This window comes from Paraburkholderia hospita, from assembly GCF_002902965.1.
GTDB lineage: Bacteria > Pseudomonadota > Gammaproteobacteria > Burkholderiales > Burkholderiaceae > Paraburkholderia > Paraburkholderia hospita.
Genome location: NZ_CP026106.1, coordinates 2,345,301 through 2,367,595 on the forward strand (window position 1 = coordinate 2,345,301; position 22,295 = coordinate 2,367,595).

Genomic DNA, 22,295 nt, shown 5'->3' on the forward strand with positions numbered 1-22,295 from the left:
CATTGTTGGTCAATGCGAATGCCGCGGATTCCCGCGCTCGGCGATCACTTTCAGATAGAGCGTCGCGGGCTCGAGACAGCCGCCCGTCGAAAGCTGCCCGACCGTCTGACGATACAACTCCTGCCACGGCGTTTGCGCAGGCGGGATGTCGAACGTCATGCTTGCGCGGCGGCGCGCCAACTCTTCCTCATCGACGAGCAACTGCACGCTGCGCGCGTTGAGATCGACGCGAATGCGATCGTTCGTGCACAACAGCGCAAGGCCGCCGCCGACAGCCGCTTCCGGCGACATGTTGAGAATGGACGGGCTCGCCGACGTGCCGCTCTGCCGTCCGTCGCCCATGCAAGGCAAGGACGTGATGCCCTGCCGCACGAGTTCCGCGGGCGGCGCCATGTTGACCACTTCCGCGCTGCCCGGATAACCGACCGTGCCCGCGCCGCGAATGACGAGCATGCAGTGCTCATCGATGTCGAGCGACGGATCGTTGATGCGCGCGTGATAGTCCTCGGGACCGTCGAACACGATCGCGCGCGTTTCGAACGTATTCTCGTGGCCCGGCTCGCTCAGATAAGTTTGCCGGAACGCCTCGCCGACCACGGACATCTTCATGATCGCGCTATCGAAGAAGTTGCCCGACAGCACGATGAAACCCGCGCCATGTTTGAGCGGCTCGGCTGTCGTGCGAATCACATCGCGATCGCCGGTCACCGAACGCGCGGCGATATCACCGATGCTGCGGCCCGATACCGTCATACACGATTCGTGTACTAGGCCCGCTTCGCACAGTTCATGCATGACGGCAGGCACGCCGCCCGCGCGATGAAAACTCTCGCCGAGATATTCGCCCGCAGGCATGCAATTGACGAGCAACGGCACCTGTTCGCCGACACGTTGCCAGTCCGCGAGACTCAATTCGATGCCCATATGCCGCGCTATCGCGATCAGATGCGGCGGACAATTGCTCGATGCGCCCAGCGCGGACGCCACGACGATTGCATTCTCGAACGCCTCTTTCGTCATGATGCGCGAGGGCTTCAGATCTTCGCGGACCATCTCGACGATACGCTTGCCTGTTGCATACGCCATCTGCCCGCGCTCGCGGTACGCAGCGGGAATGCTCGCGCAGGCGGGCAGCGACATGCCGAGCGCTTCCGCGAGGCTGTTCATCGACAGCGCTGTGCCCATCGTGTTGCAGTGTCCGATGGAAGGCGACGAGGCGGTCGTCAGTTCCATGAAGCCTTCATAGTCGATCTCGCCCGTCGCGAGCAGATTACGCGCGTGCCAGATCACGGTGCCGGAGCCGACGCGCTTGCCTTGATGCCAGCCGTCGAGCATCGGGCCACCCGACAGCACGATTGCGGGCATGTCGACGGTCGCGGCCGCCATCAGACAGGCGGGCGTGGTCTTGTCGCAGCCGGTGGTCAGCACCACGCCGTCGAGCGGAAAGCCATGCAGGATTTCTACGAGACCGAGATACGCGAGATTGCGGTCGAGCGCGGCCGTCGGGCGGCGGCTCTGTTCGGCAAGCGGATGCACGGGAAATTCCATCGGAATGCCGCCCGCGTCGCGGATGCCCGCCTTCGTGCGCGCGGCCAGTTCGATGTGATGCCGATTGCAGGGCGCGAGATCGCTACCCGTCTGCGCGATGCCGATGATCGGCCGGCCCGACTGCAACTCTTCGCGCGTGAGGCCGTAGTTCATGAAGCGCTCGACATAGAGCGCGGTCATATCCGCGTGCGAAGGATCGTCGAACCACTCCTGGCTGCGCAGACGGCGTGCTTGCGTGTTCTCCGTCATCTCGTGTCTCCATGTTTGCTTGTGCCGTCGTTGCTTCGGCTGCATCGCTTGCATCGCGCGTCAAAGGCGCATCACGTACGGCACGTTATCGGTAACATCGGACCATGGTAGCACGGCACTCGCGCGACACGAAAGGCCGCAACGACAAGCGTCAGGCGCTTTCGCGCGCGATCACCGTGTAGTCGATTTTCACGCTTTTGCGCGTCGATGTGCGCGCCGATGCATGACGCGCTGCACCGTCGCTTTCGGCAAGCGCGGCCAGCAGCGTTTCGCCCGTGCGCGTGCCGATGCCGTAAGCGTCGACGGAAACTGTCGTGATGGTCGGCGAGCAGCACGCGGCCATTTCGAAGTTGCCGAAGCCCGCAATCGCGATATCGCCGGGCACCGACAGGCCCCGACGGTGGCACTGCATGATTGCGCCGAACGCGGACATGTCGCTCACGCACATCACGGCATCCGTGTCGGGCCATTGCTGCAACAGCGCTTCGAGCGCGGGCGCGCCGTGGCTCATCGTGATGGGCGATTCGCCCAACCTTACGACGCGCGGCTCGCCCATACCCTGCGCCTTCACTTCCTGCAGATAGCCCTTCAGGCGTTCCATGCCGCGTCTGTCGAGCTCGCTCGCGCCCCCCAGAAAGCCGATCCGCCGATAACCGCGCCCGGTCAGATAGCGCACCATCTCGCGCGCCGCTTTGGCGTTGGAGAAACCTACGGCCGCGTCGATCGGTGTCGCCGGCAAATCCCACATCTCGACGACGGGCACGCCCGAGCGCACCAGCAGTTCGCGTGTCGCGGGCGTGTGCTGCGCGCCCGTCAACGCAATGCAGCGAGGCTGATGACGCAGCATCGAACGCACGAGCCGTTCTTCGCGTTCGAGGTCGTAGTCGGTGTCGCCGATCAGCAGTTGCAGGCCGTGCGGTTCGAGCGCGGACGTGAGTCCGCGCACGGTGTCGGAAAAGTTGGAACTGGCCAGCGACGGCACGAACACTGCCGCGAACGCCGAGCGCCCGGAGGACAGCGCGCCTGCCGCAGCGTCCGCGACGTAGCCGAGTTCGTCGATCGCCAGCTGCACGCGCTCGCGTGTCGCGGGCGCGACGCCGCGGCCAGCCAGCACGCGCGACACGGTCATCTTCGATACGCCCGCCAGCGCCGCAACGTCGGACATGCGCGGCGGTCCCGCAAGCGTGCTGCGTGTTGCGGAGACGCGCCTGGTGATGCGTGGAGTGCTCGACATGCTGATGGCTTCGGTCGCGTTCGTGGACAGGCGCATATGATAACGGCAGCGCCGTATGCCCCATCCATCCGCGACGGATGCAACGCCGCGCGCTTACTCGGTCACTCGTAGCGCACTGCGCTTTTCGATCAGCCCCGGCACCGACACGCGCATCGCGAATACGCTGCCCGATTGCGGAAACTTTTCGAGCTCTTCCGCGGGACGCCCGCCACGCGCCGTCGTCACGTAGAGCGTACGCAGATCGTCGCCGCCGAACGTGCACATCGTCGGACAGCGCGCGGGCAACGGATGTTCTTCGACGACCTTGCCTTCTGGCGAAATACGCACGACGCGCCCGCCCTCATACAACGCCGACCAGTAGTAGCCTTCGCTATCCACCGACGCGCCATCGGGACGCCCGCGATCCGTCGGCGTCGGCTGGAACTTCACCCAGTCTTCGCGCGGCCCGACCTCGCCGCTGTCGATGTCGTACGGATGACGGTAGATCGTGAAGCGCGGCGTATCCGAGTGATAACACCAGCGATAGTCAGGGCTGAACCCCATGCCATTCGACGTGAGCAGGCCCGTGTCGATCTTCGTCAAGGCACCGTTCGCGTAGCGATACAGCGCGGCCGCATCGCCCGCCTTCGGCTCGTCGAGCGTGCCGAGCCAGAAGCGTCCGCGCGCGTCGCAACGGCCATCGTTGAAGCGGCTCGTCGCGGGGTTCTCGGCGTTCGCGCACAGCTTGCGCACGACCTGCCCTTTCGCATCGAGTAGAAAGATGCCCGTGCGCATGCCCGCGATGAACCCATCGTCCTCGGTCAACGAGAAGCAACCAATGTTCTCGGGCATCGGAATCGCGGTGTTCTCGCCCGTCTTCGGATCGAAGCAATTCAGCGCGGGCGCGTTGATATCGACCCACCACAGCTTCGCGCGGCGCTCGTCCCAGCGCGGACATTCGCCGAGTGCGGCGGCGGCGGGCAACACACATTCCAATGTCTGCATGATGACGATCCTCTGCGATGAACGATGAGCCGCGCGCTGGACACGACGCGTTGACGAATCAGTCAACAGTAGCAGACATTCCCGCGTGTTTCGAGTCCGACGATGCCGACGCTCACGCGCACAGCAGTTTCAGCGCGCGCTCCAGTTCGCGCGCCAGCACGATACGTTCGGCCGCTTCACCGCTTTCACCCGCCGGACGCGAAACGGTCAACGCGCCCTCCTTGACCGCTTTCGACAGTATTCCAAGCAGATCAGCCTCATTGCGGCTGCCATCGATATGGGGTAACAGCAACTGCGTGACCGCATCCATCTGGACGGGTTGATGCCAGGGATTGAACGTGTGCGCCAATTGCCCTCGCGGAAGCCCTGCGGGATAGTGGCGCACAGCGGCATGCAGACGCGCATTGCCTGAGCTTCGCGTCAACGGATGAAGCCGGAAACGGCCCAGCCCTCTGACCACCATTGCGTTGAAGAACACGTCGAGCCGCGCTTCGATGTCGGTATCGGGCAGCGCCGCATCGTTGCCCAGACGCGCCCGCACATTGCGTTTCAACTCGTCGAAGCTCATGGTGAATGGCCACATCCGTTCAAGCTCGATCGCGGCCGCCTTGTCGATGGCATGGTTCAATATGATCGAACTGCCGTTCTCCGCGTCGAAACGCTGCGGAGAATCGTCCATGCGGACGTCACCGTCCGCGCACTTCAACGACGCCGCGAGATGCAATTTGCGCAGACGCTCATGTTCGACGCGATAGTGGATGCCGCCGGTGCGTTCCTTATGCACGATCAGCGAAGTCCGGAACGCCCGGTCGCTCACGAAGTCCAGATACTGTTCGGTCAGCACCTGGCTGTGACCGCATTCCGCCAGCAGCAGCCGCCCAATCTCATCGCCGTAATTGGACGCGAACATCGAAGGCAGGTTCGCATCGGCGAGATATGCAAGCCCGTGTTCATCGATCCGTTTTGTGAAGTCCTGGAAATAACACGGCGCGTTCGACAATGCCAGATAGTCGTGATTCACATAGGCGGAGAAGCCCGCGTCGTTGTTGTTGATCATCTCGTGATCCTGCTCGACCGCGCGCGCCAGCACACTGTCCTTCCTTGCATGCTCACGCAGAAAATCGAGCATGCCGCGTCCATGCGCGAGACGTTCGCCAGCGCCTTTCAGTTCGCCGGCGCGCAACAGCATCGCGTCACGCACGATCTCGCGCGACTTCCATCCCGGATACGTCTTGTAGCCGAGGTAAGCAATACCGCCCGCCGACAGGTTCTCGCTACAGACGCGCAAGATAGCCTGCTGCACCGCTTGCGGCACCCAGCTATACACGCCATGACAGATGATGTAGTCGAACTTCCCGTCCACCTCGCCCAGCGTCGTGAGATCCTGCTGTCGCAACTCGACGTTCTTCAGCTTCAAGCGTTTGATGTTTTGGCGCCCTTCCTGCACCTGCGCGCCGGAGAGATCGACGCCGATCGCGCGCGTACCGGGATTGCGCACGGCGAACGGAATGAGATTCCTGCCTGCTGCGCAACCCAGTTCGAGCACGCGCGCCTTGCTCACATCGGGCGCGGACAGTCCGAACACATGCGCGACGGCGGCAAGGTGTTCCGGCGCAGACTGCTCATAGGAGAATGAGTAGTAAGGGTTATCGTCGTAGTTCTGCTCGATCTCGTTCGTGTGTTGTGTGGTGTCCATTGTGTGTCATCCGAAGGTGTTCGGGATTGCAAAAAAACACAATGTAGTCACAGCGCAAATTCGAAATGTCGATTTGTGTCAACGTCCATTCCGGATCGAGAAATGAGTCCCAGCGACTACGGGTCTAGCATCCGCGACTTGCCGTCGCTGCCTGCCTGTGCGTCATGGCGCGGGGCATCCGTGCACGCGATCCGCGACGCCCTCTGAGCCGTTCGGGACGAATGCATGCACCCTGCCGATGACGCTCTTCTTCATCCGTCGCGAGCGAAACCATCGACGCCCTTTCTCCCGCGAAGAATTCGATCAACGTCAAGATGCGCTGCTTCATTTCGTCTCCAGATGCCTTAGGCAATGCAACGCGACAAACGCGTGCCAGTAAACGCAAACGGCGTCCCAACCGTCCGGTGCGAAAACCGGATAGAAGGGACGCCGTTGTCCAATTCGAAGCCTGAAAAGTTTGATGCGACGCGGGTCGTCGTCGACGCCGCGGCAGTTTGATAATGCAAGCTGTGTGCCATGCGCGCGAACATGGGCGGACGCAATGCGTGGCAAGCGTCAGAGGATGTTTGCCACGTTCAGCGGAGCGACGAGAAGCGATTCATCGTGATGCCTCACAGCACGTTCGTGGTGCGTCGCAGCACTGCGCGGGTGCGCGCCCGCTCTCGCCAGCGCAGCCTCCTATGCCTCATATCCGTATGGAAGCTGGAAATCCGAACACTGGCCTCGTTCTTGCAATAATTGCTTCGCCGGCAAAGGCGCCGGCATCGATTGCTTAACAGCAGGATCACACAGGACAGCGGCGTCCCCTTCGTGCATGCACGGACGGGACGCCGTTTTGCATTGGCGGCCAGAGATCGACGATCACGCGATGGAGAACAGAATGAACACGGGCAAAGTCACACTCGTCAGCGCAGGACCCGGCGACCTCGATCTGCTGACCTTCAAGGCGGCCAAGGCGATCGCAGCCGCCGACGTGCTGTTGATCGACGACCTCGTGAACGAAGAGATCGCGACGCTGAAAGCGCCGCATGCCCGCGTCGTCAAGGTCGGCAAACGCGGCGGCTGCAAGTCCACGCCGCAAGCGTTCATCCAGCGCCTGATGCGCCGCTACGCGCTGCAAGGCAAGCACGTCGTGCGCATCAAGGGTGGCGACGCGCTGCTGTTCGGCCGCGCCGGCGAAGAGATCGCGGACCTGCGGCACGCGGGGATCGACGTCGAGATCGTCAACGGCATCTCGTCGGGCTTCGCGGCGGCGGCCTCGCTTGGCGTGTCGCTCACGCATCGCGATCATTGCCAGGGCGTGATCTTCGTGACCGCGCACCTGCGCGACGGCACCGAGCCCGACTGGGCGAAGCTCGCGGCGACGGGCATGACGCTCGCGATCTACATGGGCGCGAGCCGTATCGACAGCATCAGCGAAGCATTGGGCGAGACGCTAGCACCCGATACGCCCGCTGCCGTCGTGCAGTGGGCAGGCACGTCGCGCGAGAAGCGGGTTTGCGCGCCGCTCGGCGACATCGCGGCGCGCGCGGCGGCGCAACAGATTGCCAGCCCGGCCGTGATCCTGATTGGTGGCGCGGTCGGCGAAGCGATCGTGGAACTGGCTGCGCGTGGCGAACCGCTGCGCCGGCTGAGCGCGTGACGTCGAATAGACGGCGCGCTTATAAGCCGCCCGGATGGCCGTACATGATCTTCATGATATCGGCCTGAGTCAGCATGCCGACGACGCGCCCATCCTCATCCGCTACAGGCAGATGATGATGGCCGTTCTTCGTGAAGAGCGGGATGACTTCCGTGAGCGGCGCCGCCGCGTCGACGTACTGCGCGTGGCTCGCCATCACCGTCGTGACGGGCCATTCGCGCCTTTCGCTCTCGGGCGCGACGGTGTCGGTAGCGAGCTTGAGAAAAGGCAGCACTTCGTCCAGCGGTTGCAGATCGACATGCGTGACGACGCCTTTGAGGCGCCCTTCGGCATCGACCACGGGCAGCAGCTTGATGTGGTGCGCGTCCAGCGTTGCCAGCGCGCCGCCGATGGTTTCACTGACAGACACCGTGACGGGCGGTTTGCGCATCACATCCGCGCACGTGAGCCGCAACAGATCGCGCAGGTACGCCTGCCGACGCAGTTCGTCGAGCAGTACTCGCTGTTCCTCCTGCCGCTCCGGCGAACGCCGCTCGTCGCCCGATTCACCGTTGCCGTGGTCGAGTCCCATATGATGCCGCTGGGTTCCGAAACACCATTGCAATACCGACGAAATCGACATGTTGCGCCTCCACACCTTCAGCTTACATCGCTTTCCGTTACTTTACATCATAACGTGAGATATTTGCACGCGAGCGCCGCTTGCGGGTGCGGACGGGTGCGGACGGGAAAAACAGCCTGACATGCGATAATCCGTCGATACGCCGCGCCGCGGCGGCCTTTGGCTTCAGCCCTTGAACTCGCTTCTCGTCCCGCTCGACCAGATCGCGGACTTCGATGAAATCGTCGACGTCCGCACGCCGCTCGAATTCGCCGAGGATCACATTCCCGGCGCGATCAACGCGCCCGTGTTGTCCAACGAGGAGCGCGTGATCATCGGCACGATGTACGCGCAGGTGTCGTCGTTCGAGGCGACGCGGCAAGGTGCCGCGATGGTGTCGCGCAACATCGCCACGCATCTGGAGACGACCTTCGCGGACCGCCCGCGCAACTGGCGTCCGCTGATTTACTGCTGGCGCGGCGGCAAGCGTTCCGCGTCGATGGCGACATGGTTCAATCTGATTGGCTGGCGCGCGCGGCAACTGGACGGCGGCTACAAGACCTACCGCCGCAACGTCGTCGCACTGCTCGACACGCTGCCGCGACAGTTCCGCTATATCGTGCTTGCGGGCCACACGGGCAGCGGCAAGACGCGTCTGCTGAACGCGCTTGCAGGGGCCGATGCGCAGACCCTCGATCTCGAAGCGCTCGCCGCGCATCGCGGATCGATTCTCGGCACGCTGCCCAATGAGCCGCAACCCTCGCAGAAAGCGTTCGATACCGCGCTCGTCGGCACCTTGCGCAGGTTCGACGCGAAACAGCCCGTGTTCGTCGAAGCGGAAAGCCGGCGCATCGGGTCCATTGCGTTGCCCGCTTCGTTGACGGAACAGATCCGTCGCGGCTCGTGCGTCGCCGTGGTCACGGAGCGCGACGAGCGCATCCGCCTGCTGCTGCAGGACTATGCGCACCTGTTCGACGACCGTGCCCTCTTCAAGTCGCAACTCGCGCGACTCGTCGAATTGCATGGACGCGCGCGAATCGGCGAATGGCACAACATGATCGACGAAGACCGCCGTGTCGAGCTATTCGAGCAGTTGATCGATCTGCATTACGACCCCGCGTATGCGCGCAGCACGGGCAAGCAATTTGCGCGGCTGCCCGAATCGACTCGTTTCGCGCTTCGTCCCACGGCTCCCGACCTCCACGAACAGGCATGCGCGCTGCTCGCGCAACTGCATTCATCGAGCGACGAACCGGCCTTACGATAACTCCTGCATCACCAATGCTCAGCCGTCGGCCAAGGCAGACGCTGCAGCGACCAGTCCAGCTCCGCCCCGACCACGCAGCGTCCCACGGCCGACTGCAACGCGACCGTCACCGCGATACACGGCCTGCCGCTCGCCAGCGACAGATACGGGCTGCTCGTGATGGGCACGCCCGGCCGCAGCACGGCATTGCGGAAATACGGCCGGTGGTCCCAGCGCGCATCGCGCGGATTCGCGACGGGATGCAGCGAACCGCCATCGATGACGGACGCCTTGCCCGGCACTTCATGGCCGATTTGCCGGCCCGTATCGTCGAGTACGAAGCAGCTGATGCACAGCTCCATTTGCGCGAGATCGTAGAACGCGTCGTTGAGCGGCACGCCTTTGAGCCACGCATCGACACCCGTGTCGAGCGCCTGCCGGTACGGCCGTACTTCCGATTCGAACAACGCATGCTGATGCGCGCGCCCTTCGGCGATCACGTCGAACGCGTGATCGATGCGCCGGTGCACGGCATCGGGCGGCGTCACGGACGGCGCCGGACGGCCGAGCAGATAACCCTGCGCGAAATCGACATTCGATTCGACGGCGAGAATCAGTTGCTCCGTGGTCTCGACGCCTTCGACGACGACGAGCATGCCCGCCTGATGCAGCAGCGACACGAGCTTCGGCAGGATCGGCTGATCTGCGCCGGGGCTCTTCGCGCGGATCAGTTCGCCATCGAGCTTCACGAGATCGGGCCGGATGCGTAGCAGCCGGTCGAGGTTCGAATGGCCCGCGCCGAAATCGTCGACGGCGATCAGGAAGCCGTGATCGCGATATTGGCCCGCCGCGCGCGACATATCGTCCACGCTGCCGCCGTGCGACTCCAGCAGTTCGAGCACCACGCGCTCGGACGGAATGCCCGCTGAGCGCGCGATCTCCGCGAGCTGGTCGGGATAGCCGTCGGCGACAAAGGTAGCGGGCAGAATGTTGAGGAAGACCCACGCGTCGTCCGGTATCAGGCGGCGCGCATTGCTCAGATGCAGCGCGTGGCTGGTGCGGTCCAGCTCGCCCTGATCGGTGAACGGCTTGGGGGAAAACAGCTCGACGGGTGGCACCTGCGCGCCATCCTCGCGCTCGCCGCGCAACAGCGCCTCGAAGCCGACCTGCTTCTGGTGCGACAGGCTATAAAGCGGCTGGAAATGCGAGGTCAGCCAGAAGTCGTCCCATTGCTGGCGGATCGGCTGCGCCGTGTCGTCGCCCGCGCGGACGTGCGTCCATGTCAAGCGCACCGGGTCGACGAGGGTCGCGCGTTCCGCGCACACACGGTTGCGCCCCGAATACTTTGCGCGCAGCAGCGCCTCGTCCGCGCGGTCGAGCAGCGCCATCACGCTTTCGCCCGGCCGGTATTCTGCGACACCGAAGCTCGCGCTCAACAGCCCATCGGGACGCGCGATGCGCCCGATCGCCGCGCGCAGCGTTTCGGCCAGCTGCGCGGCGGGACGCAACGCTGCGTCGTGCAACAGCGCGAACTCTTCGCCGCCGATACGGCTCACGATATCGGCCGCCGCCGTCAGCTCCTTCAGCACGCGCGCCACGTCCGACAGCGCCTGATCGCCGACAGCATGGCCGAACTGGTCATTGAGCGACTTGAAGTAGTCGATGTCGAGAAAGATCGCGCTGACCTTCGCGCCGCTATCCAGCTTCGACAGACGCAGCGCCGCCTGCTCCAGAAACGCGCGGCGGTTTTGCAGGCCTGTCAGCGGATCGGTGGCGGCGAGGCGCGCCAGCCGGTCTTCGAGCAGGAAGTGATTGCGCCGGAACCAGTAGAAGCCGAGGTGAAACACGGCCGAGGTCGGCACCGCGATCAGGATCCACATCCAGCACACGACGCTGACGTCGCCGTGCGGGTCCGGCAGGCTCAGCAGCAGCGGCGTGCCCGCCGCGTAGAACAGCGCGGTGCCGATGCAGAAGTGCGCGGGCGTGAGCCACAGCGGCGCCGCGCAGACGGAGATCACCACGATCGCCGGCAGCGCCCATAACAGCGGCTCTTCGAGCCCGACCACATTCAACGCGAGCCCCGCCAGCAGGACAAGCGTGTACGCGACGCCGATGCCGCCGAATACCCGGGTGCTCCTGGTCCGCGGAATCGCGGCGACCAGCAGCGCGAGCACGATCGCGCACGCGAGCCGCCATACGAGCGGCACAGCCGGTCCCGCGTCGAGGCTGCGCGCGAAAGCGAAGACGATGTACGCGACGACGGTAAACGCCATCGTCACGGTCGAAAGGGGTCGCTGATGTTCCAGCGAACGTCGGTGAAACCGGCTTCTAAATCCGGCGTCGGACGTCTGTTCCGTCGAGGAGAAAAGCATTATTCACTCAGGCCAGTTCGGTCACTCTGCCGATGTATAACGGCAGCAAACGCCTGAGGTTAATACTTCACATCAATTCGCACAGTCAGGCAGTCAATGCCAGCCGGCCCGTTTTGTTTCACATTTGACGTTTGCGGTGCGGGCAGCTTGCATTCGATGCAATTTATGTTGCGAACGCAACCGTTTATTCCCTTTATGTGGGAAATAAATCGCAACCCGTGCGTTAAAGTGGTGGCCGCTGCAACTGAACCCAGCGTTGCACGGAAGGCCTTTGCCATTGATGCCGCGCGTAATCAGCGAGATGTTTCGGCACGTCGTCGCCGTTCAGCACGAGGCGGTTGAGCATCAGCGCGAGGTCGACATCGGCAATGCACCAATCATCGAACAGATACTGTGCGCCTGGCGCGAGCCACGCGTCGCAAGCCGGGAAGAGCTTGTCGGCCGCCTTGCGCGCGATCGCGGTGAGCGCCCCGCCTTGCGCGCCGTAGAACACGACTTCTGTCGGGCGCTCGCTGCGAATCGGCATCAGGTCGCTGCGCAACCACGCCTGAATCTGGCGCGCCCGCGCGCGCTGCTTTTTATCCGCCGGATAAAGCGGCGTGCCCTCGAAAGCGTCGTCGATGTACTCGGTGATCGCCGACGACTCGGACACCGCAAACCCATCGTGAACCAGCGTCGGCACACGCTGCGTGACGGAAGTCGCGGCGTAATCCGGCTCGTTGTTCGCATGACGGCCCAGATCGACGGTGCGCATGTCGAATGTCAGATGCTTTTCGTGAAGCGCGACGAAAACCGACATCGCATACGGACTCGCGAATTGCGCGTCCACATAAAGAAGCAGTGAGTTGGCCGACGACATAGGCTCCTTGCAAGCGTGCGTAATGAACGTTCGTGGCGCGCGCCCTCTTGCGCCTCAGAGCACGAGTTCGAGAAAGCGCGTACCGGCAACGGGATTCGCATAGTACGGAGACGTTTCGGTAAAACCCAAACGCTCGTAGAGTCGTTGCGCGAAAGCCGTTTGAGGTACGGAATCTAACACGAGCTTTGCGTAGCCCAGCGACTTTGCCTTGTCGATCAACGCATGCATGAGCGTCTCCCCAAGCGCAAGCCCACGGTATGCCGACCGCACGTAAAGCCGCTTCACTTCGGCGACCTCATCCGAATGACGCAGCAGCCCCACGCAGCCCGCTATCTCGGCCGTGGTTTCCGCAATCAGGAACATGCCTGAAGGCAACGTATACGTTTGCTCGAACGACCGCATCTCTTCTTCGAAGCCGCGATACGACAGGTCCATATCGAGCCATCTCACGTATTCACGAACGATCTCGACGAGCGGCGCGGTATCGCCCGGATAAATCGCTTCGCGAATCCGCGGACGCACCTGAGGCCTGGTTAACGTGGTTGCAGTGGTGGAAGTCGTCATGTCGCCCTCGCCCTGGATACCCGGATCTACCGTATGGAATCCAGCGTATCGCGCACGGCGGCACGCGGTCTTGAACGTTTGTGCACGCTTCGCGCTCGCTCACCGCGCCATGTATTCCACATCCTGACGCGTGCGCAACTTCTCGTAAGCAATCGGCTTTATCGCCCGTTGCTCGCCTAAATGCGCGCGCGCACGGCACCTATGCTTGCGGATCGAGACTATCTGCATCGAGGGGCCAATGCGCTTTACCACTGCTTCCATCCTGCTCGCGGCCATCCTGTGTCTGCAAGGATGCGCGACGTCGCTTCAGACCTTCATGCTCGGCGGCCTGGTCGGCGCGGCGGCGGGCATCAGCGCCGTCACATGCGTTGTCGTGTGTCACTAGCCATCTACATTCCGATGAAGCTCAACCGATCCACCGTAGCCGCGCTCGCCCTGCTTGCGATGACCAGCGCGCATGCCACCAGCTTCAATTGCGCGAAGGCGCATTCGCCGGCGGAGACGCTGATCTGCCACGACGATGGCCTGTCCAGAGCCGACGACGAACTCGGCAAGCTGTTCAGGCTCGCGCAGCGACAAGCCACCGACCGTCGCGCGTACAGAAAAGAGAGCGACAGCAAATGGGCATGGCGCGAAGAAAATTGCAGGGATGTCGCATGCCTGATCGACTGGTACTCGACGCGTATCGAAGAGATCCGCGAGCAGTTGCACACGCCATCGCCGGACGAACCGCGCGCGCCGCGGCCCGTCGACACGGATCTGGCTGCCGTGAGCAAGCCCGCGGACAAGCCGAAGGCATTCGATTCGCAGGCATTCAGCCGCGACGTCCAGCAATGCACGGCCACGACGCAAGACCTCGTGCCGCCCGTGCAATGCGATAACGTGCTGGGCAAACGCGCGCAATGGCAAGCGCGTGAGCCTGCGTCCGATGGCTGGTTCTGCGGCGTCGCGATGATTGCAGCGCCTTCCGCCGACGGCAGCGCGTCGCAATAGGCAGCGCGTCGAAAACAGCGACAACAACGAAACGAAGCGTTAAAACAAAAAAGCTCGAACGCCATAACGTTCGAGCTTTTTTGTTGCATCTACAGCGTTGGGCCCGACAGCGCGTAGTAGAAAAGCACATGCCCACGTCCAGCTTTTCGCTGAACACACCCTCCGACCGATAGCCAACCGATACGGCGTATCCGTCGGGCGCATGATAGTCGACGACGATTTTTCGCTTCTTGTATTTTCCGAAGGGTCGCCGCGACGGTCGCAGGCGCGTGTCAAGCCGCGACGGTAGACTTTCCCTTTTCGAATCGAATCGAGGAGCGCCACTTGAACACGCCTGACATCGTTTATCTCTTCTCGTACGGCACGCTGCAGGATCGCAACGTGCAGATCTCCAGCTTCGGCCGAGAACTCGCCGGCCGTCCCGACGCGCTGCCCGGTTATGCGCAGACGCTGCTTGCCATCGGCGATCCGAAGGTCGTGGAGATCAGCGGCAAGACTCACCATCCCGTGGTGCGCCCGAGCGCCAATCCCGCCGACGAAGTGGCGGGCACGGTCTTCGAAATCACCCAGCAGGAGCTGCTCGCCGCCGACGACTACGAGGTGTCGGACTACAAGCGCGTGCTCGTCACGCTGAAGTCCGGTATCGATGCGTGGGTGTATATCGCGGCGTGACGCGCGTGCCCGGTTTGCTTACCGGGCCTTACGAGGTCTCAAGTTGCGCGCGCAACTGGACGTTAGCGCCATCAGTGCAACTGGAATTCGCGACTGAAGGAGGCGTGCAATGGTAAGCAGTGTCGGATATGGGACGGCGACGACGCCGTCGACGAATCTCGCTTCCGTGTCCGGCGAAGCATCGGCGCAAGCCGCGCAGTCCACGGCGAACAACGTGATCGGCGCTGCGCAAAACGAAGGGAAACAGGACGCTGCGACGAAACCCGCGCAGCCGGGCGTCACGGTCAGCATTTCGCCCGAAGGCGCGGCGGCGGCTTCGCGTGCACAGACTGCGGATCAGGCGAATGTGCAGACGGCGACGGCATCGACTGACGCAGGCACGGATACAGAAACGGACACCGACACGCCGGACTCCGCCGTTACAGACAGCGGCATCGACGATCCGACCGCAACGGACGATGCTACGGGCGGCACAGAAGCAAGCCCCGCCAACGTCTCTCCGGTGAAGGCATTCGCCTATGGCGCATTGGGACTGGAGCGGCCGGACCAGCCGCAGGACGAGCGCAACAGCTTCTACACCGCAGGCAAGTGGCTCGCGGCGGGGCTGACGATCGGAGGATTGATCTCGCTGCTCGCGTGATGCGGGCAGCGTGCAGCGAGCACGGACAGGCGTCAGCGCTTCGGCCGCAGCGCAGCTTGCTTGTCGAGCGTGTCGATATCTTCGTCGAGGCTCTTCCGGATCGTGTCGATCGCCTGATCGACGTTGGCGGGCTTCAACTGGTTGCGCGCCAGCGCGACATACACGTAGTGACGCAGCGCCGGATCGTGCGTCTTCGACAGCACGTCGTGATAGACCGCGTTCATGTCGGCATCGCGTCCGCTCATGTCGTAGAGACGCTGCAGATGCTCGAGATCGTTGATGGCCGCGAAGCCCGGACCATGCGGCGGCGGACCGTCATGCGCGGAGCCGTCGTGCGACGGCGGGAAATCGGACGAAGGCGGCACTTGCGCGTGGGCGGCGGACGTCAGCGCGACGAGCGCGGCGAGAAGAGAGATGCGTTTGAGCGAGATCATGGCGATCGGCAGAACGGCGGCTGCCGTTGCAGTAATGAAGATGCCGAAACGATAACAACGCGCCCCACGCGATGGGAGGCTCGACACAAAGGGCTCGCTTACGCGGGCTTTCACGTATCACATGCGTGCTGGCTCGATTGTGCGCGCCAACGGGCGGCGTGCTCCGTCCGGGCTCAGCGCATGGCGACCGTCCTTCGCTAACACGAGCCAGAAAAAGAAAGGCGGTGAAAGACACCCTGTCCTTCACCGCCGCGCTCAATGCGTCACGACGCGCTCACAGCACGCCGAGCAACGCCTTCGGCTCGAGAAACGCTTCGATGCCGTATGTGCCGTACTCGCGTCCAATGCCCGACTGCTTGAATCCGCCGAACGGCGCAGCCGGCTCATGCGCCAGCGTGTTGACGAGCACGCGTCCCGCCTCGATGCGCGACGCCACTTCGTGTGTGCGCGTCTTGTCCTGCCCGAACACGTACGCCTGCAAGCCGTAGTTGGTATCGTTGGCGATCTTGATTGCTTCTTCGGTGTCGTTGTACGCGATGATCGACAGCACCGGCCCGAAGATTTCCTCACGCGCGATCGCCATGTCGTTGGTCACGTCGCTGAAGACGGTCGGCCGGACGAACCAGCCGGCATCGAGACCATCGGGACGCCCTTCGCCGCCCGCGATCAGCCGCGCGCCCTCGTCGATGCCGATGGCGATATACCGCTGCACGCGCTCCCACTGCTTCTGGCTGACCATCGGGCCGACGGTCGTGCGCGGATCACGCGGATCACCCGATTGCGTCAACGCCACTTCGTCGCGCACGCGCGCCTCGAACTCCGCGAGACGCTGGCGTGGCACGAGAATGCGCGTACCCGCGATGCACGCCTGCCCACTGTTCATGAAGCCCGCATTGATCGCGAGCGGCACGACCTGCTCGAAGTCCGCGTCGTCGAGTACGATGGTGGGCGACTTGCCGCCCAGTTCCAGCGTCACGCGCTTGAGCGTATCGGCGCCCGTGCGCAGGATCGTCTTGCCGACGGCCGTCGATCCCGTAAACGAAATCTTCGCGACATCCGGATGCGAGCTGATCTGCGCGCCGACTGAATCGCCGCGTCCCGTCACGATGTTGAACACGCCCGGCGGCAAGTCCGCTTCGTGCAACGCCTGCGTGACGATCTGCGTCTGCAGCGCGCTCATTTCGCTCGGCTTGATGACGGTCGTGCAGCCCGCCGCCAGCGCGGCCGCAAGCTTGCCGCAGATGAAGCCCGCATTGCTGTTCCACGGCGTGATCAGCCCCGCGACGCCGAGCGGCTGCATCACGACTTCCGCCGTGCCCGCCCGGCGCGTGAACTCGTACTGCTCCAGCACCTTCGCCGCTTCGATCAGCACGTTGCTCGCGTGCTGCGCCATCCAGCGGCCGCGCGACACAGGCGCACCGTACTCTTCGACGATCGCCTCGTAAAGCTCGTCCTCTTTCGCGACGACGGCGGCATGCATGCGCTTGAGCATGTCGATGCGCGCGCGCTTGCTGGTGCGCGAAAACGTCGGAAACGCGCGCTTCGCCGCCGTGATTGCATCGCGCGCATCCTTTGCGTCGGCGAGACGCACGCGGCCAATTACGCGCTCGGTCGCGGGGTTGAAAAGGCCGAACCATTCGTCGCCATGCGGCGTGACGAACGCGCCGTCGATATAGATCGTGTCGATTGTGTGCATCTGCGTATCCCGTGACTTGCCTTCAGTGCCATAAAGATAGCGGTGCCTGATTGACGCGACTAGTCGTACAATCTGACATGACCTATTGAGCAAAACAGGATAATGAAGACCACCGGCCTGAGCGAACTCGAAGCGGTGCTGGCTGTTGCGCGTCACCGGAGCTTCCGCGCCGCCGCCAACGAAATGGGCGTCTCGACCTCGGCGTTGAGCCATTCCGTGGCGGCGCTCGAAGCGCGCATCGGCGTGCGGCTCTTCAATCGCACGACGCGCAGCGTGTCGTTATCGGAAGCGGGTGCGCAGTTTGTCGACAGCGTGGCGCCCGCGCTGTCGACGATCCGCGTCGCGCTAGAGCAGGCGGGCAGCTTTCGCGACACGCCGAGCGGCACGCTGCGGATCAACACGGCCGTTGGGGCGGCACATCAGGCGATGCCTGTTTTCATTGCGTTCCTCGCGCGCTATCCGGAGATGAAGCTCGATATCGTTACTGAAGGCCGGCTGATCGATATCGTGGTCGAAGGGTTCGATGCCGGGATTCGGCTTGCGGAGGCGGTGCCGCGGGACATGATCGCTGTGCCGTTCGGGGATAAGCAGCGGTTTGCTGTGGTCGGGAGTCCGGCGTATTTTGCGCGGCATCGGCCGCCGCGTACGCCTGACGAGTTGAGTCAGCATCGTTGTATTCGGACTCGTATGCCGAGTGGCACGATCTATCAGTGGGAGTTCGAGCGGCATGGGGAAACGGTGCGGATCGATGGCAAGGGGGCGCTGACCCTTGATGAATCCGGGCTGATGCTTAGCGCTGCGCGGGCTGGTGTTGGGCTGACTTACTTGTCCGAGTGGACGGTGGCTGAGGATCTCCAGGCGGGGACGCTGGTTCGTGTGCTTGAGGATTGGACGCCGCCGCTGGATGGGTTGTGTCTTTATTATCCTGGGCGGAGGCATGTGCCCGCAGGGTTGCGGGCGTTGATCGCCATGATTCGGGAATCCGCGGATTTGCAGCGCAAGGGTTAGGGGTTTGTCTGCGGCACTGTTTGGTGCTTTGGCCTTTGCGCTGGCATTCGCGTTTGCGCCTTCGCGGCGCGGGCGTTTCGGTTTGTTGGCGCTTTCGCTGGCATCCGCGTTATGCCTTCGTGTTTCACACGTCGCCCCTGTGCCTTTGCCTTTTCACTGGCATCCGCGTTACGGTGTTTGGTGTTCACGCGTCGCCCCTGTGCGGGGCGGCACCTACTTTTCTTTGCCGCCGCAAAGAAAAGTAGGCAAAAGAAAGCGGCTCACACCGCCAGTTCTTGTGCTTGCCTGAGGGCCCCCAACCGGTCCTACGCTTCACACGGCAGCATTTCTGTTCACGCGAGTTGCCAACGCTTCGAATGAGCGTCTCACCCGCTACGAATTCCAACACACGGGCTAGCGGCAGCGAATGGTTTGTGCCGCCCAGGTGGCAAACTGTGTGTAGGTTGTCGCGTCGTATAGCCTGGCGCTCTTACATGGTGGAACGCGTGCGCTATCGGTCCGAAGTGAGGCGTGTGAGGTGCTACGGCCTACACACAGTTTGCCACCTGGGCGGCGGCGGACTATCTGGCACGGCACGCTGCAGCGCGGGTGCGTGAAGCGGGTGAGGCGTACTGTAAGAGCGCTCGCAACGAACGCGGAACAAGCAGGTCGCCGTGTGAAGTGAGGGACCGGTTGGGGGCCCTCAGGCAGGAATAAGGATTGGCGGTGTTAGCCGCTTTCTTTTGCCTACTTTTCTTTGCGGCGGCAAAGAAAAGTAGGTGCCGCCCCGCACAGGGGCGACGCCTGAAGCACGAAGGCAAAACGCGGATGCCAGCGCACAGGCCAAAGCCACCGAACGGCAACGCATGAAGCACGAAGGCAAAGCGCGGATGCCAGCGCAAAGGCAAAAGCACCGACCAGCAACGCCAACACCCAAAAGGCAAAAAAAACGAACCACGATGTCGATTCCCCCCACCCTCACCCGTCGTCATAAATGAAACCCGCCATTCCGCGGTTCCAAACAGGTCAGACAGGAGAAAAAACATGCGAGTCATGGTAATCGTAAAAGCAACGAGCGACTCAGAAGCCGGCAAGATGCCCACGACCGAGTTGCTGACAGCAATGGGCCAATACAACGAAGAACTCGTGAAGGCGGGCATCATGCAGGCGGGCGAAGGCCTGCACCCAAGCTCACGCGGCAAGCGTGTACGATTCTCGGGCGCAAACCGAACCGTAATCGACGGCCCGTTCGCAGAAACAAAAGAACTGATCGCCGGCTTCTGGCTCTGGCAGGTGAAATCGATGGAAGAAGCTGTCGAATGGGTCCGACGCTGCCCGAACCCGATGGAAGGCGATTCCGAAATCGAAATTCGTCAGGTCTTCTCGGCCGAAGATTTCGGCGACGAGTTCACCCCCGAGCTACGAGAGCAGGAAGACCGCCTACGCGCCGAGATCGAACAGCAAACACACAAGCCAACGTAACGACAAAGCCCGTCGGCGGCACGTAGCAAACTCACCGCGCACGCAACGCATCAACGATATTCATACGCGCCGCCCGCATCGCGGGCAAAAACCCGCCGACGAGCCCCATCGTCATCGAAAACGCCAGCGTCTTCAAAACAATCGCCGGCGTGAGGATGAACCGGAACGACAGGTCCGCAAAGGTCTGGAAATTCGTCGTGGAAAACGACGCAAATTGCATGAAGGCTGCGCATCCCAACCCCGCCAACCCACCGACCAGCCCCAGCAGCACCGCCTCGATCAGAAACGCGGCCAGCACGCTCGCCCGCTGAAAGCCGAGCGCGCGCAGCGTGCCAATCTCAGCGACGCGATTGGCAACGGACGCGTACATCGTGATCATCGCGCCAATCATCGCGGCAATCGAAAAGATCGTCGACAGCGTGAAGCCGAGGATGTTGAGAAACGTCGACAGCGCCTTCGACTGGTCGCTATAGAACGTCTGCTCGCGCTTGGCCTCCTCCGCGAGACGCGGATCGACATCGATATCGGCCCTGAAGCGCTCGAACTGATCGGACTCCGCGATGCGCACCACCATCGACGAATAACTGGTGCGCCGGAACGACTGCATCAGCTGATCGACGTCGCCCCAGATTTCCGAATCGAAGCCGCTGCCGCCCGCATCGAAGGTGCCGACCACCGTCCAGTCGCGCTGCGCGAAACGCAGATGCTCGCCAAGCTGCGTGCCGCTGAAGCCTTTCGCGATGCTGCTGCCCACAATGATCTCCGACGAGCCCGGCGCAAACATGCGCCCCGACGCAAGCGTCACTTGTGGCCGCAAGCTCATCGCAGCAGGCGATACGCCGCGTATCACCACGTTCGACGGCTTGCCCGTGCCGAGCTTCAGTAGCGAGATCAGCACGACGGATTCTTTCGACGCCATCCGCTTGCCATCGCCGCCCATCGCCACGGCAGGATGCATCTCGATCACGTTGGCCTGGCCGCGGTCGATCGCGCTCTGCACCTCCGTTTCCGCGCCCTTGCGGATCACGACGACGTTGTCCGCTTCGCCCGTCGAAACAAGCGTTTTCTTGAGCCCCGCATCGAGCATCAGCACCGTCGCGAACACGAACACCACGAGCGCGAGGCCACCCGCCGTGAGCGCCGTGGTCAGACGGCGCGTCCACAGGTTGCGGGCGATGTACGAAAGCGGGATGGCCACGTTGTGCTTGCCTTTAGCGTTGAACTCAGCCGATCGCCCGCAGGCCTTCGACGATCCGCACGCGCGCCGCCTGCAGCGCCGGAATGATGGCAGCAGCCAGCCCGACGACGAGCGCACACGCGGCCTGCTGCAGCATCGTTTCGCGCGACACGGTGAACACCGGGAACACGCCGCCCGTCGCCTGTTTGAAGAAGCTCGCAGCGGGTGGTGTCGCGAGCATGCCGAGGCCCGCGCCGACCGTGCAGATCGTCAGCGACTCGCCGAACATCAGCAGCGCGAGAAATCCCGGCCCGAAGCCGAGCGCCTTGAGCGTCGCGTATTCGGTGGTGCGCTCGCGCGCGCTCATCGCCATCGCGTTCGCCATCACGGCCATGATGATCACGATCACCACGTAGGACACGAGGCGGATCGCCGCAATGATCTGATTCGACATCGCGACGAAACCGAGTTGAAACGCCTGCTCCGTTTCCGTCAGCGTTTCGGCGAGCGAGTTCTTGAACACGTTGTCGACGTTGCGGGAAATCGCGGCGGCATCGTCAGGATTGTCGATGCCGACCACGTACACGCCGACCTGATCCGCGCGCCGCCCCGGCATCTTGCGCACGGATTCGTTCAGATAGTCCCAGTGAAAGATCATCTGGCGCGTGATCGTCGATTCGTCGCGGCCATCCAGAATGCCACGCACGACGAATTCCCACGTGCCCGGATAGATCGTCCCCTTGATGGGGATCACATCGCCGACCTTGAAGCCGTACGCGGTCGCAAGCTGCCTGCCGATCAGGCAGCCCTTGCGGTCGCGCTCGTAATCCGACCGCTGCTGCGCGGGCAGAATGAACTCAGGGTAAAGGTCGAGATAATTGTCCGACACGGCGAACTGCGCGAAGAAATTCTTCGGCTCGCGGTAAACGCCGCCGAACCAGTTCGAGCGCGCGACCAATGTCACACCGTCCACGCCGCGAATACGGTTCTCGTAGCTGAGCGGCAGCGGGAACGTCAGCGAGATCGCGTTGCGCGTCACGAGCCTCGCATTCGATGCGGCAGCCGCGCCCGCATACCACGCGTCGATCACGGTATGCAGCAGCCCGAACGCGAGCACGGCGATCATCAGGCCGAGTACGGTCAGCGTCGTGCGCAGCTTGTGCCGCAGCGCGTTGCGCGTGATCAGCTTCAGCAGGTACATGGCGGCATGATCTCCGAT

Annotated in this window: 20 protein-coding genes; 8 read left to right on the top strand and 12 right to left on the bottom strand. The window is 63.1% G+C overall.

Features of this window, described 5'->3' with window-relative positions:
* Window positions 1-9: 9 nt before the first annotated feature.
* From C2L64_RS28920 to C2L64_RS28935, 4 genes are all read right to left on the bottom strand, one after another.
* Window positions 10-1,797, bottom strand: a complete 1,788-nt coding sequence (locus C2L64_RS28920; RefSeq protein WP_007586093.1) for an IlvD/Edd family dehydratase — start codon at window positions 1,795-1,797, stop codon at window positions 10-12.
* A 151-nt stretch (window positions 1,798-1,948) separates the two neighbouring features.
* Window positions 1,949-2,962 (bottom strand): LacI family DNA-binding transcriptional regulator, encoded by a 1,014-nt coding sequence (locus C2L64_RS28925; protein WP_007586095.1) that lies wholly within the window; start codon window positions 2,960-2,962, stop codon window positions 1,949-1,951.
* 162 nt (window positions 2,963-3,124) lie between these two features.
* Window positions 3,125-4,015: an SMP-30/gluconolactonase/LRE family protein gene (locus C2L64_RS28930; protein WP_007586096.1), complete on the bottom strand. Its 891-nt coding sequence runs from the start codon at window positions 4,013-4,015 to the stop codon at window positions 3,125-3,127.
* 112 nt (window positions 4,016-4,127) lie between these two features.
* The gene (locus C2L64_RS28935; protein ID WP_007586097.1) at window positions 4,128-5,711 is read right to left on the bottom strand and encodes a class I SAM-dependent methyltransferase; all 1,584 of its coding nucleotides are present in this window, start codon (window positions 5,709-5,711) and stop codon (window positions 4,128-4,130) included.
* An 880-nt stretch (window positions 5,712-6,591) separates the two neighbouring features.
* On the opposite strand from C2L64_RS28935, the gene cobA reads away from it, so the two are divergent.
* The gene (gene cobA / locus C2L64_RS28955; RefSeq protein ID WP_007586101.1) at window positions 6,592-7,353 is read left to right on the top strand and encodes a uroporphyrinogen-III C-methyltransferase; all 762 of its coding nucleotides are present in this window, start codon (window positions 6,592-6,594) and stop codon (window positions 7,351-7,353) included.
* A gap of 19 nt (window positions 7,354-7,372) precedes the next feature.
* Here the strand turns inward: cobA and C2L64_RS28960 are convergent, their stop codons facing one another.
* Complete coding sequence (locus C2L64_RS28960) at window positions 7,373-7,975, bottom strand: CBS domain-containing protein (protein ID WP_007586103.1); 603 nt, start codon at window positions 7,973-7,975, stop codon at window positions 7,373-7,375.
* Between the two features lie 172 nt (window positions 7,976-8,147).
* Here C2L64_RS28960 and mnmH point away from each other — a divergent pair, with 172 nt between their 5' ends.
* Entirely contained in the window at window positions 8,148-9,221 is a 1,074-nt protein-coding gene (gene mnmH, locus C2L64_RS28965) for a tRNA 2-selenouridine(34) synthase MnmH (RefSeq protein ID WP_007586104.1), read from the top strand.
* A gap of 8 nt (window positions 9,222-9,229) precedes the next feature.
* On the opposite strand, the gene C2L64_RS28970 is transcribed toward mnmH, so the two are convergent.
* The 3 genes from C2L64_RS28970 to C2L64_RS28980 all read right to left on the bottom strand — a co-directional run bounded on the left by C2L64_RS28970 (window position 9,230) and on the right by C2L64_RS28980 (window position 12,995).
* Window positions 9,230-11,572 carry an EAL domain-containing protein gene (locus C2L64_RS28970; protein ID WP_007586106.1) on the bottom strand — a complete coding sequence of 781 codons (2,343 nt, stop codon included), beginning with the start codon at window positions 11,570-11,572 and terminating at the stop codon, window positions 9,230-9,232.
* Between the two features lie 223 nt (window positions 11,573-11,795).
* The gene (gene yfcF, locus C2L64_RS28975) at window positions 11,796-12,431 is read right to left on the bottom strand and encodes a glutathione transferase (RefSeq protein WP_007745205.1); all 636 of its coding nucleotides are present in this window, start codon (window positions 12,429-12,431) and stop codon (window positions 11,796-11,798) included.
* A 54-nt stretch (window positions 12,432-12,485) separates the two neighbouring features.
* Entirely contained in the window at window positions 12,486-12,995 is a 510-nt protein-coding gene (locus tag C2L64_RS28980; RefSeq protein WP_051058223.1) for a GNAT family N-acetyltransferase, read from the bottom strand.
* A gap of 238 nt (window positions 12,996-13,233) precedes the next feature.
* On the opposite strand from C2L64_RS28980, the gene C2L64_RS54230 reads away from it, so the two are divergent.
* The 4 genes from C2L64_RS54230 (at window position 13,234) to C2L64_RS28995 (ending at window position 15,300) form a co-directional block, all read left to right on the top strand.
* Window positions 13,234-13,380: a hypothetical protein gene (locus tag C2L64_RS54230; protein WP_007745195.1), complete on the top strand. Its 147-nt coding sequence runs from the start codon at window positions 13,234-13,236 to the stop codon at window positions 13,378-13,380.
* Window positions 13,371-13,988, top strand: coding sequence for a lysozyme inhibitor LprI family protein (locus C2L64_RS28985; protein ID WP_238554711.1), 618 nt, complete (start codon window positions 13,371-13,373; stop codon window positions 13,986-13,988). The genes C2L64_RS54230 and C2L64_RS28985 overlap by 10 nt, the downstream gene beginning before the upstream one ends.
* Window positions 13,989-14,312: 324 nt before the next feature.
* Entirely contained in the window at window positions 14,313-14,660 is a 348-nt protein-coding gene (locus tag C2L64_RS28990) for a gamma-glutamylcyclotransferase family protein (RefSeq protein ID WP_007580743.1), read from the top strand.
* A 109-nt stretch (window positions 14,661-14,769) separates the two neighbouring features.
* Window positions 14,770-15,300, top strand: coding sequence for a hypothetical protein (locus tag C2L64_RS28995; RefSeq protein WP_007580745.1), 531 nt, complete (start codon window positions 14,770-14,772; stop codon window positions 15,298-15,300).
* A 32-nt stretch (window positions 15,301-15,332) separates the two neighbouring features.
* On the opposite strand, the gene C2L64_RS29000 is transcribed toward C2L64_RS28995, so the two are convergent.
* Window positions 15,333-15,734, bottom strand: coding sequence for a hypothetical protein (locus C2L64_RS29000; RefSeq protein WP_039900347.1), 402 nt, complete (start codon window positions 15,732-15,734; stop codon window positions 15,333-15,335).
* Window positions 15,735-16,008: 274 nt separating this feature from the next.
* A complete protein-coding gene (locus C2L64_RS29005) occupies window positions 16,009-17,430 on the bottom strand; it encodes an aldehyde dehydrogenase family protein (RefSeq protein WP_007580748.1) in 1,422 nt (473 codons plus the stop codon).
* Window positions 17,431-17,532: 102 nt separating this feature from the next.
* Here C2L64_RS29005 and C2L64_RS29010 point away from each other — a divergent pair, with 102 nt between their 5' ends.
* Window positions 17,533-18,438 carry a LysR family transcriptional regulator gene (locus C2L64_RS29010; RefSeq protein ID WP_007580750.1) on the top strand — a complete coding sequence of 302 codons (906 nt, stop codon included), beginning with the start codon at window positions 17,533-17,535 and terminating at the stop codon, window positions 18,436-18,438.
* Window positions 18,439-19,461: 1,023 nt separating this feature from the next.
* Window positions 19,462-19,899: a YciI family protein gene (locus C2L64_RS29015; protein WP_007580753.1), complete on the top strand. Its 438-nt coding sequence runs from the start codon at window positions 19,462-19,464 to the stop codon at window positions 19,897-19,899.
* 31 nt (window positions 19,900-19,930) lie between these two features.
* Here the strand turns inward: C2L64_RS29015 and C2L64_RS29020 are convergent, their stop codons facing one another.
* Both C2L64_RS29020 and C2L64_RS29025 read right to left on the bottom strand, forming a co-directional pair.
* Window positions 19,931-21,097: an ABC transporter permease gene (locus C2L64_RS29020; RefSeq protein ID WP_007580755.1), complete on the bottom strand. Its 1,167-nt coding sequence runs from the start codon at window positions 21,095-21,097 to the stop codon at window positions 19,931-19,933.
* Window positions 21,098-21,122: 25 nt separating this feature from the next.
* Complete coding sequence (locus C2L64_RS29025; RefSeq protein WP_007580757.1) at window positions 21,123-22,277, bottom strand: ABC transporter permease; 1,155 nt, start codon at window positions 22,275-22,277, stop codon at window positions 21,123-21,125.
* Window positions 22,278-22,295: the final 18 nt, after the last annotated feature.

Excerpts from the sequence above, each read along its gene's own strand:
- C2L64_RS28920 (WP_007586093.1), bottom strand. The coding sequence starts at position 1,797 with ATGACGGAGAACACGCAAGCACGCCGTCTGCGCAGCCAGGAGTGGTTC.
- C2L64_RS28925 (WP_007586095.1), bottom strand. The coding sequence starts at position 2,962 with ATGTCCGACGTTGCGGCGCTGGCGGGCGTATCGAAGATGACCGTGTCG.
- C2L64_RS28930 (WP_007586096.1), bottom strand. The coding sequence starts at position 4,015 with ATGCAGACATTGGAATGTGTGTTGCCCGCCGCCGCCGCACTCGGCGAA.
- C2L64_RS28935 (WP_007586097.1), bottom strand. The coding sequence starts at position 5,711 with ATGGACACCACACAACACACGAACGAGATCGAGCAGAACTACGACGAT.
- cobA (WP_007586101.1), top strand. The coding sequence starts at position 6,592 with ATGAACACGGGCAAAGTCACACTCGTCAGCGCAGGACCCGGCGACCTC.
- C2L64_RS28960 (WP_007586103.1), bottom strand. The coding sequence starts at position 7,975 with ATGTCGATTTCGTCGGTATTGCAATGGTGTTTCGGAACCCAGCGGCAT.
- C2L64_RS28970 (WP_007586106.1), bottom strand. The coding sequence starts at position 11,572 with ATGCTTTTCTCCTCGACGGAACAGACGTCCGACGCCGGATTTAGAAGC.
- yfcF (WP_007745205.1), bottom strand. The coding sequence starts at position 12,431 with ATGTCGTCGGCCAACTCACTGCTTCTTTATGTGGACGCGCAATTCGCG.
- C2L64_RS28980 (WP_051058223.1), bottom strand. The coding sequence starts at position 12,995 with ATGACGACTTCCACCACTGCAACCACGTTAACCAGGCCTCAGGTGCGT.
- C2L64_RS54230 (WP_007745195.1), top strand. The coding sequence starts at position 13,234 with ATGCGCTTTACCACTGCTTCCATCCTGCTCGCGGCCATCCTGTGTCTG.
- C2L64_RS28995 (WP_007580745.1), top strand. The coding sequence starts at position 14,770 with ATGGTAAGCAGTGTCGGATATGGGACGGCGACGACGCCGTCGACGAAT.
- C2L64_RS29000 (WP_039900347.1), bottom strand. The coding sequence starts at position 15,734 with ATGATCTCGCTCAAACGCATCTCTCTTCTCGCCGCGCTCGTCGCGCTG.
- C2L64_RS29005 (WP_007580748.1), bottom strand. The coding sequence starts at position 17,430 with ATGCACACAATCGACACGATCTATATCGACGGCGCGTTCGTCACGCCG.
- C2L64_RS29010 (WP_007580750.1), top strand. The coding sequence starts at position 17,533 with ATGAAGACCACCGGCCTGAGCGAACTCGAAGCGGTGCTGGCTGTTGCG.
- C2L64_RS29015 (WP_007580753.1), top strand. The coding sequence starts at position 19,462 with ATGCGAGTCATGGTAATCGTAAAAGCAACGAGCGACTCAGAAGCCGGC.
- C2L64_RS29025 (WP_007580757.1), bottom strand. The coding sequence starts at position 22,277 with ATGTACCTGCTGAAGCTGATCACGCGCAACGCGCTGCGGCACAAGCTG.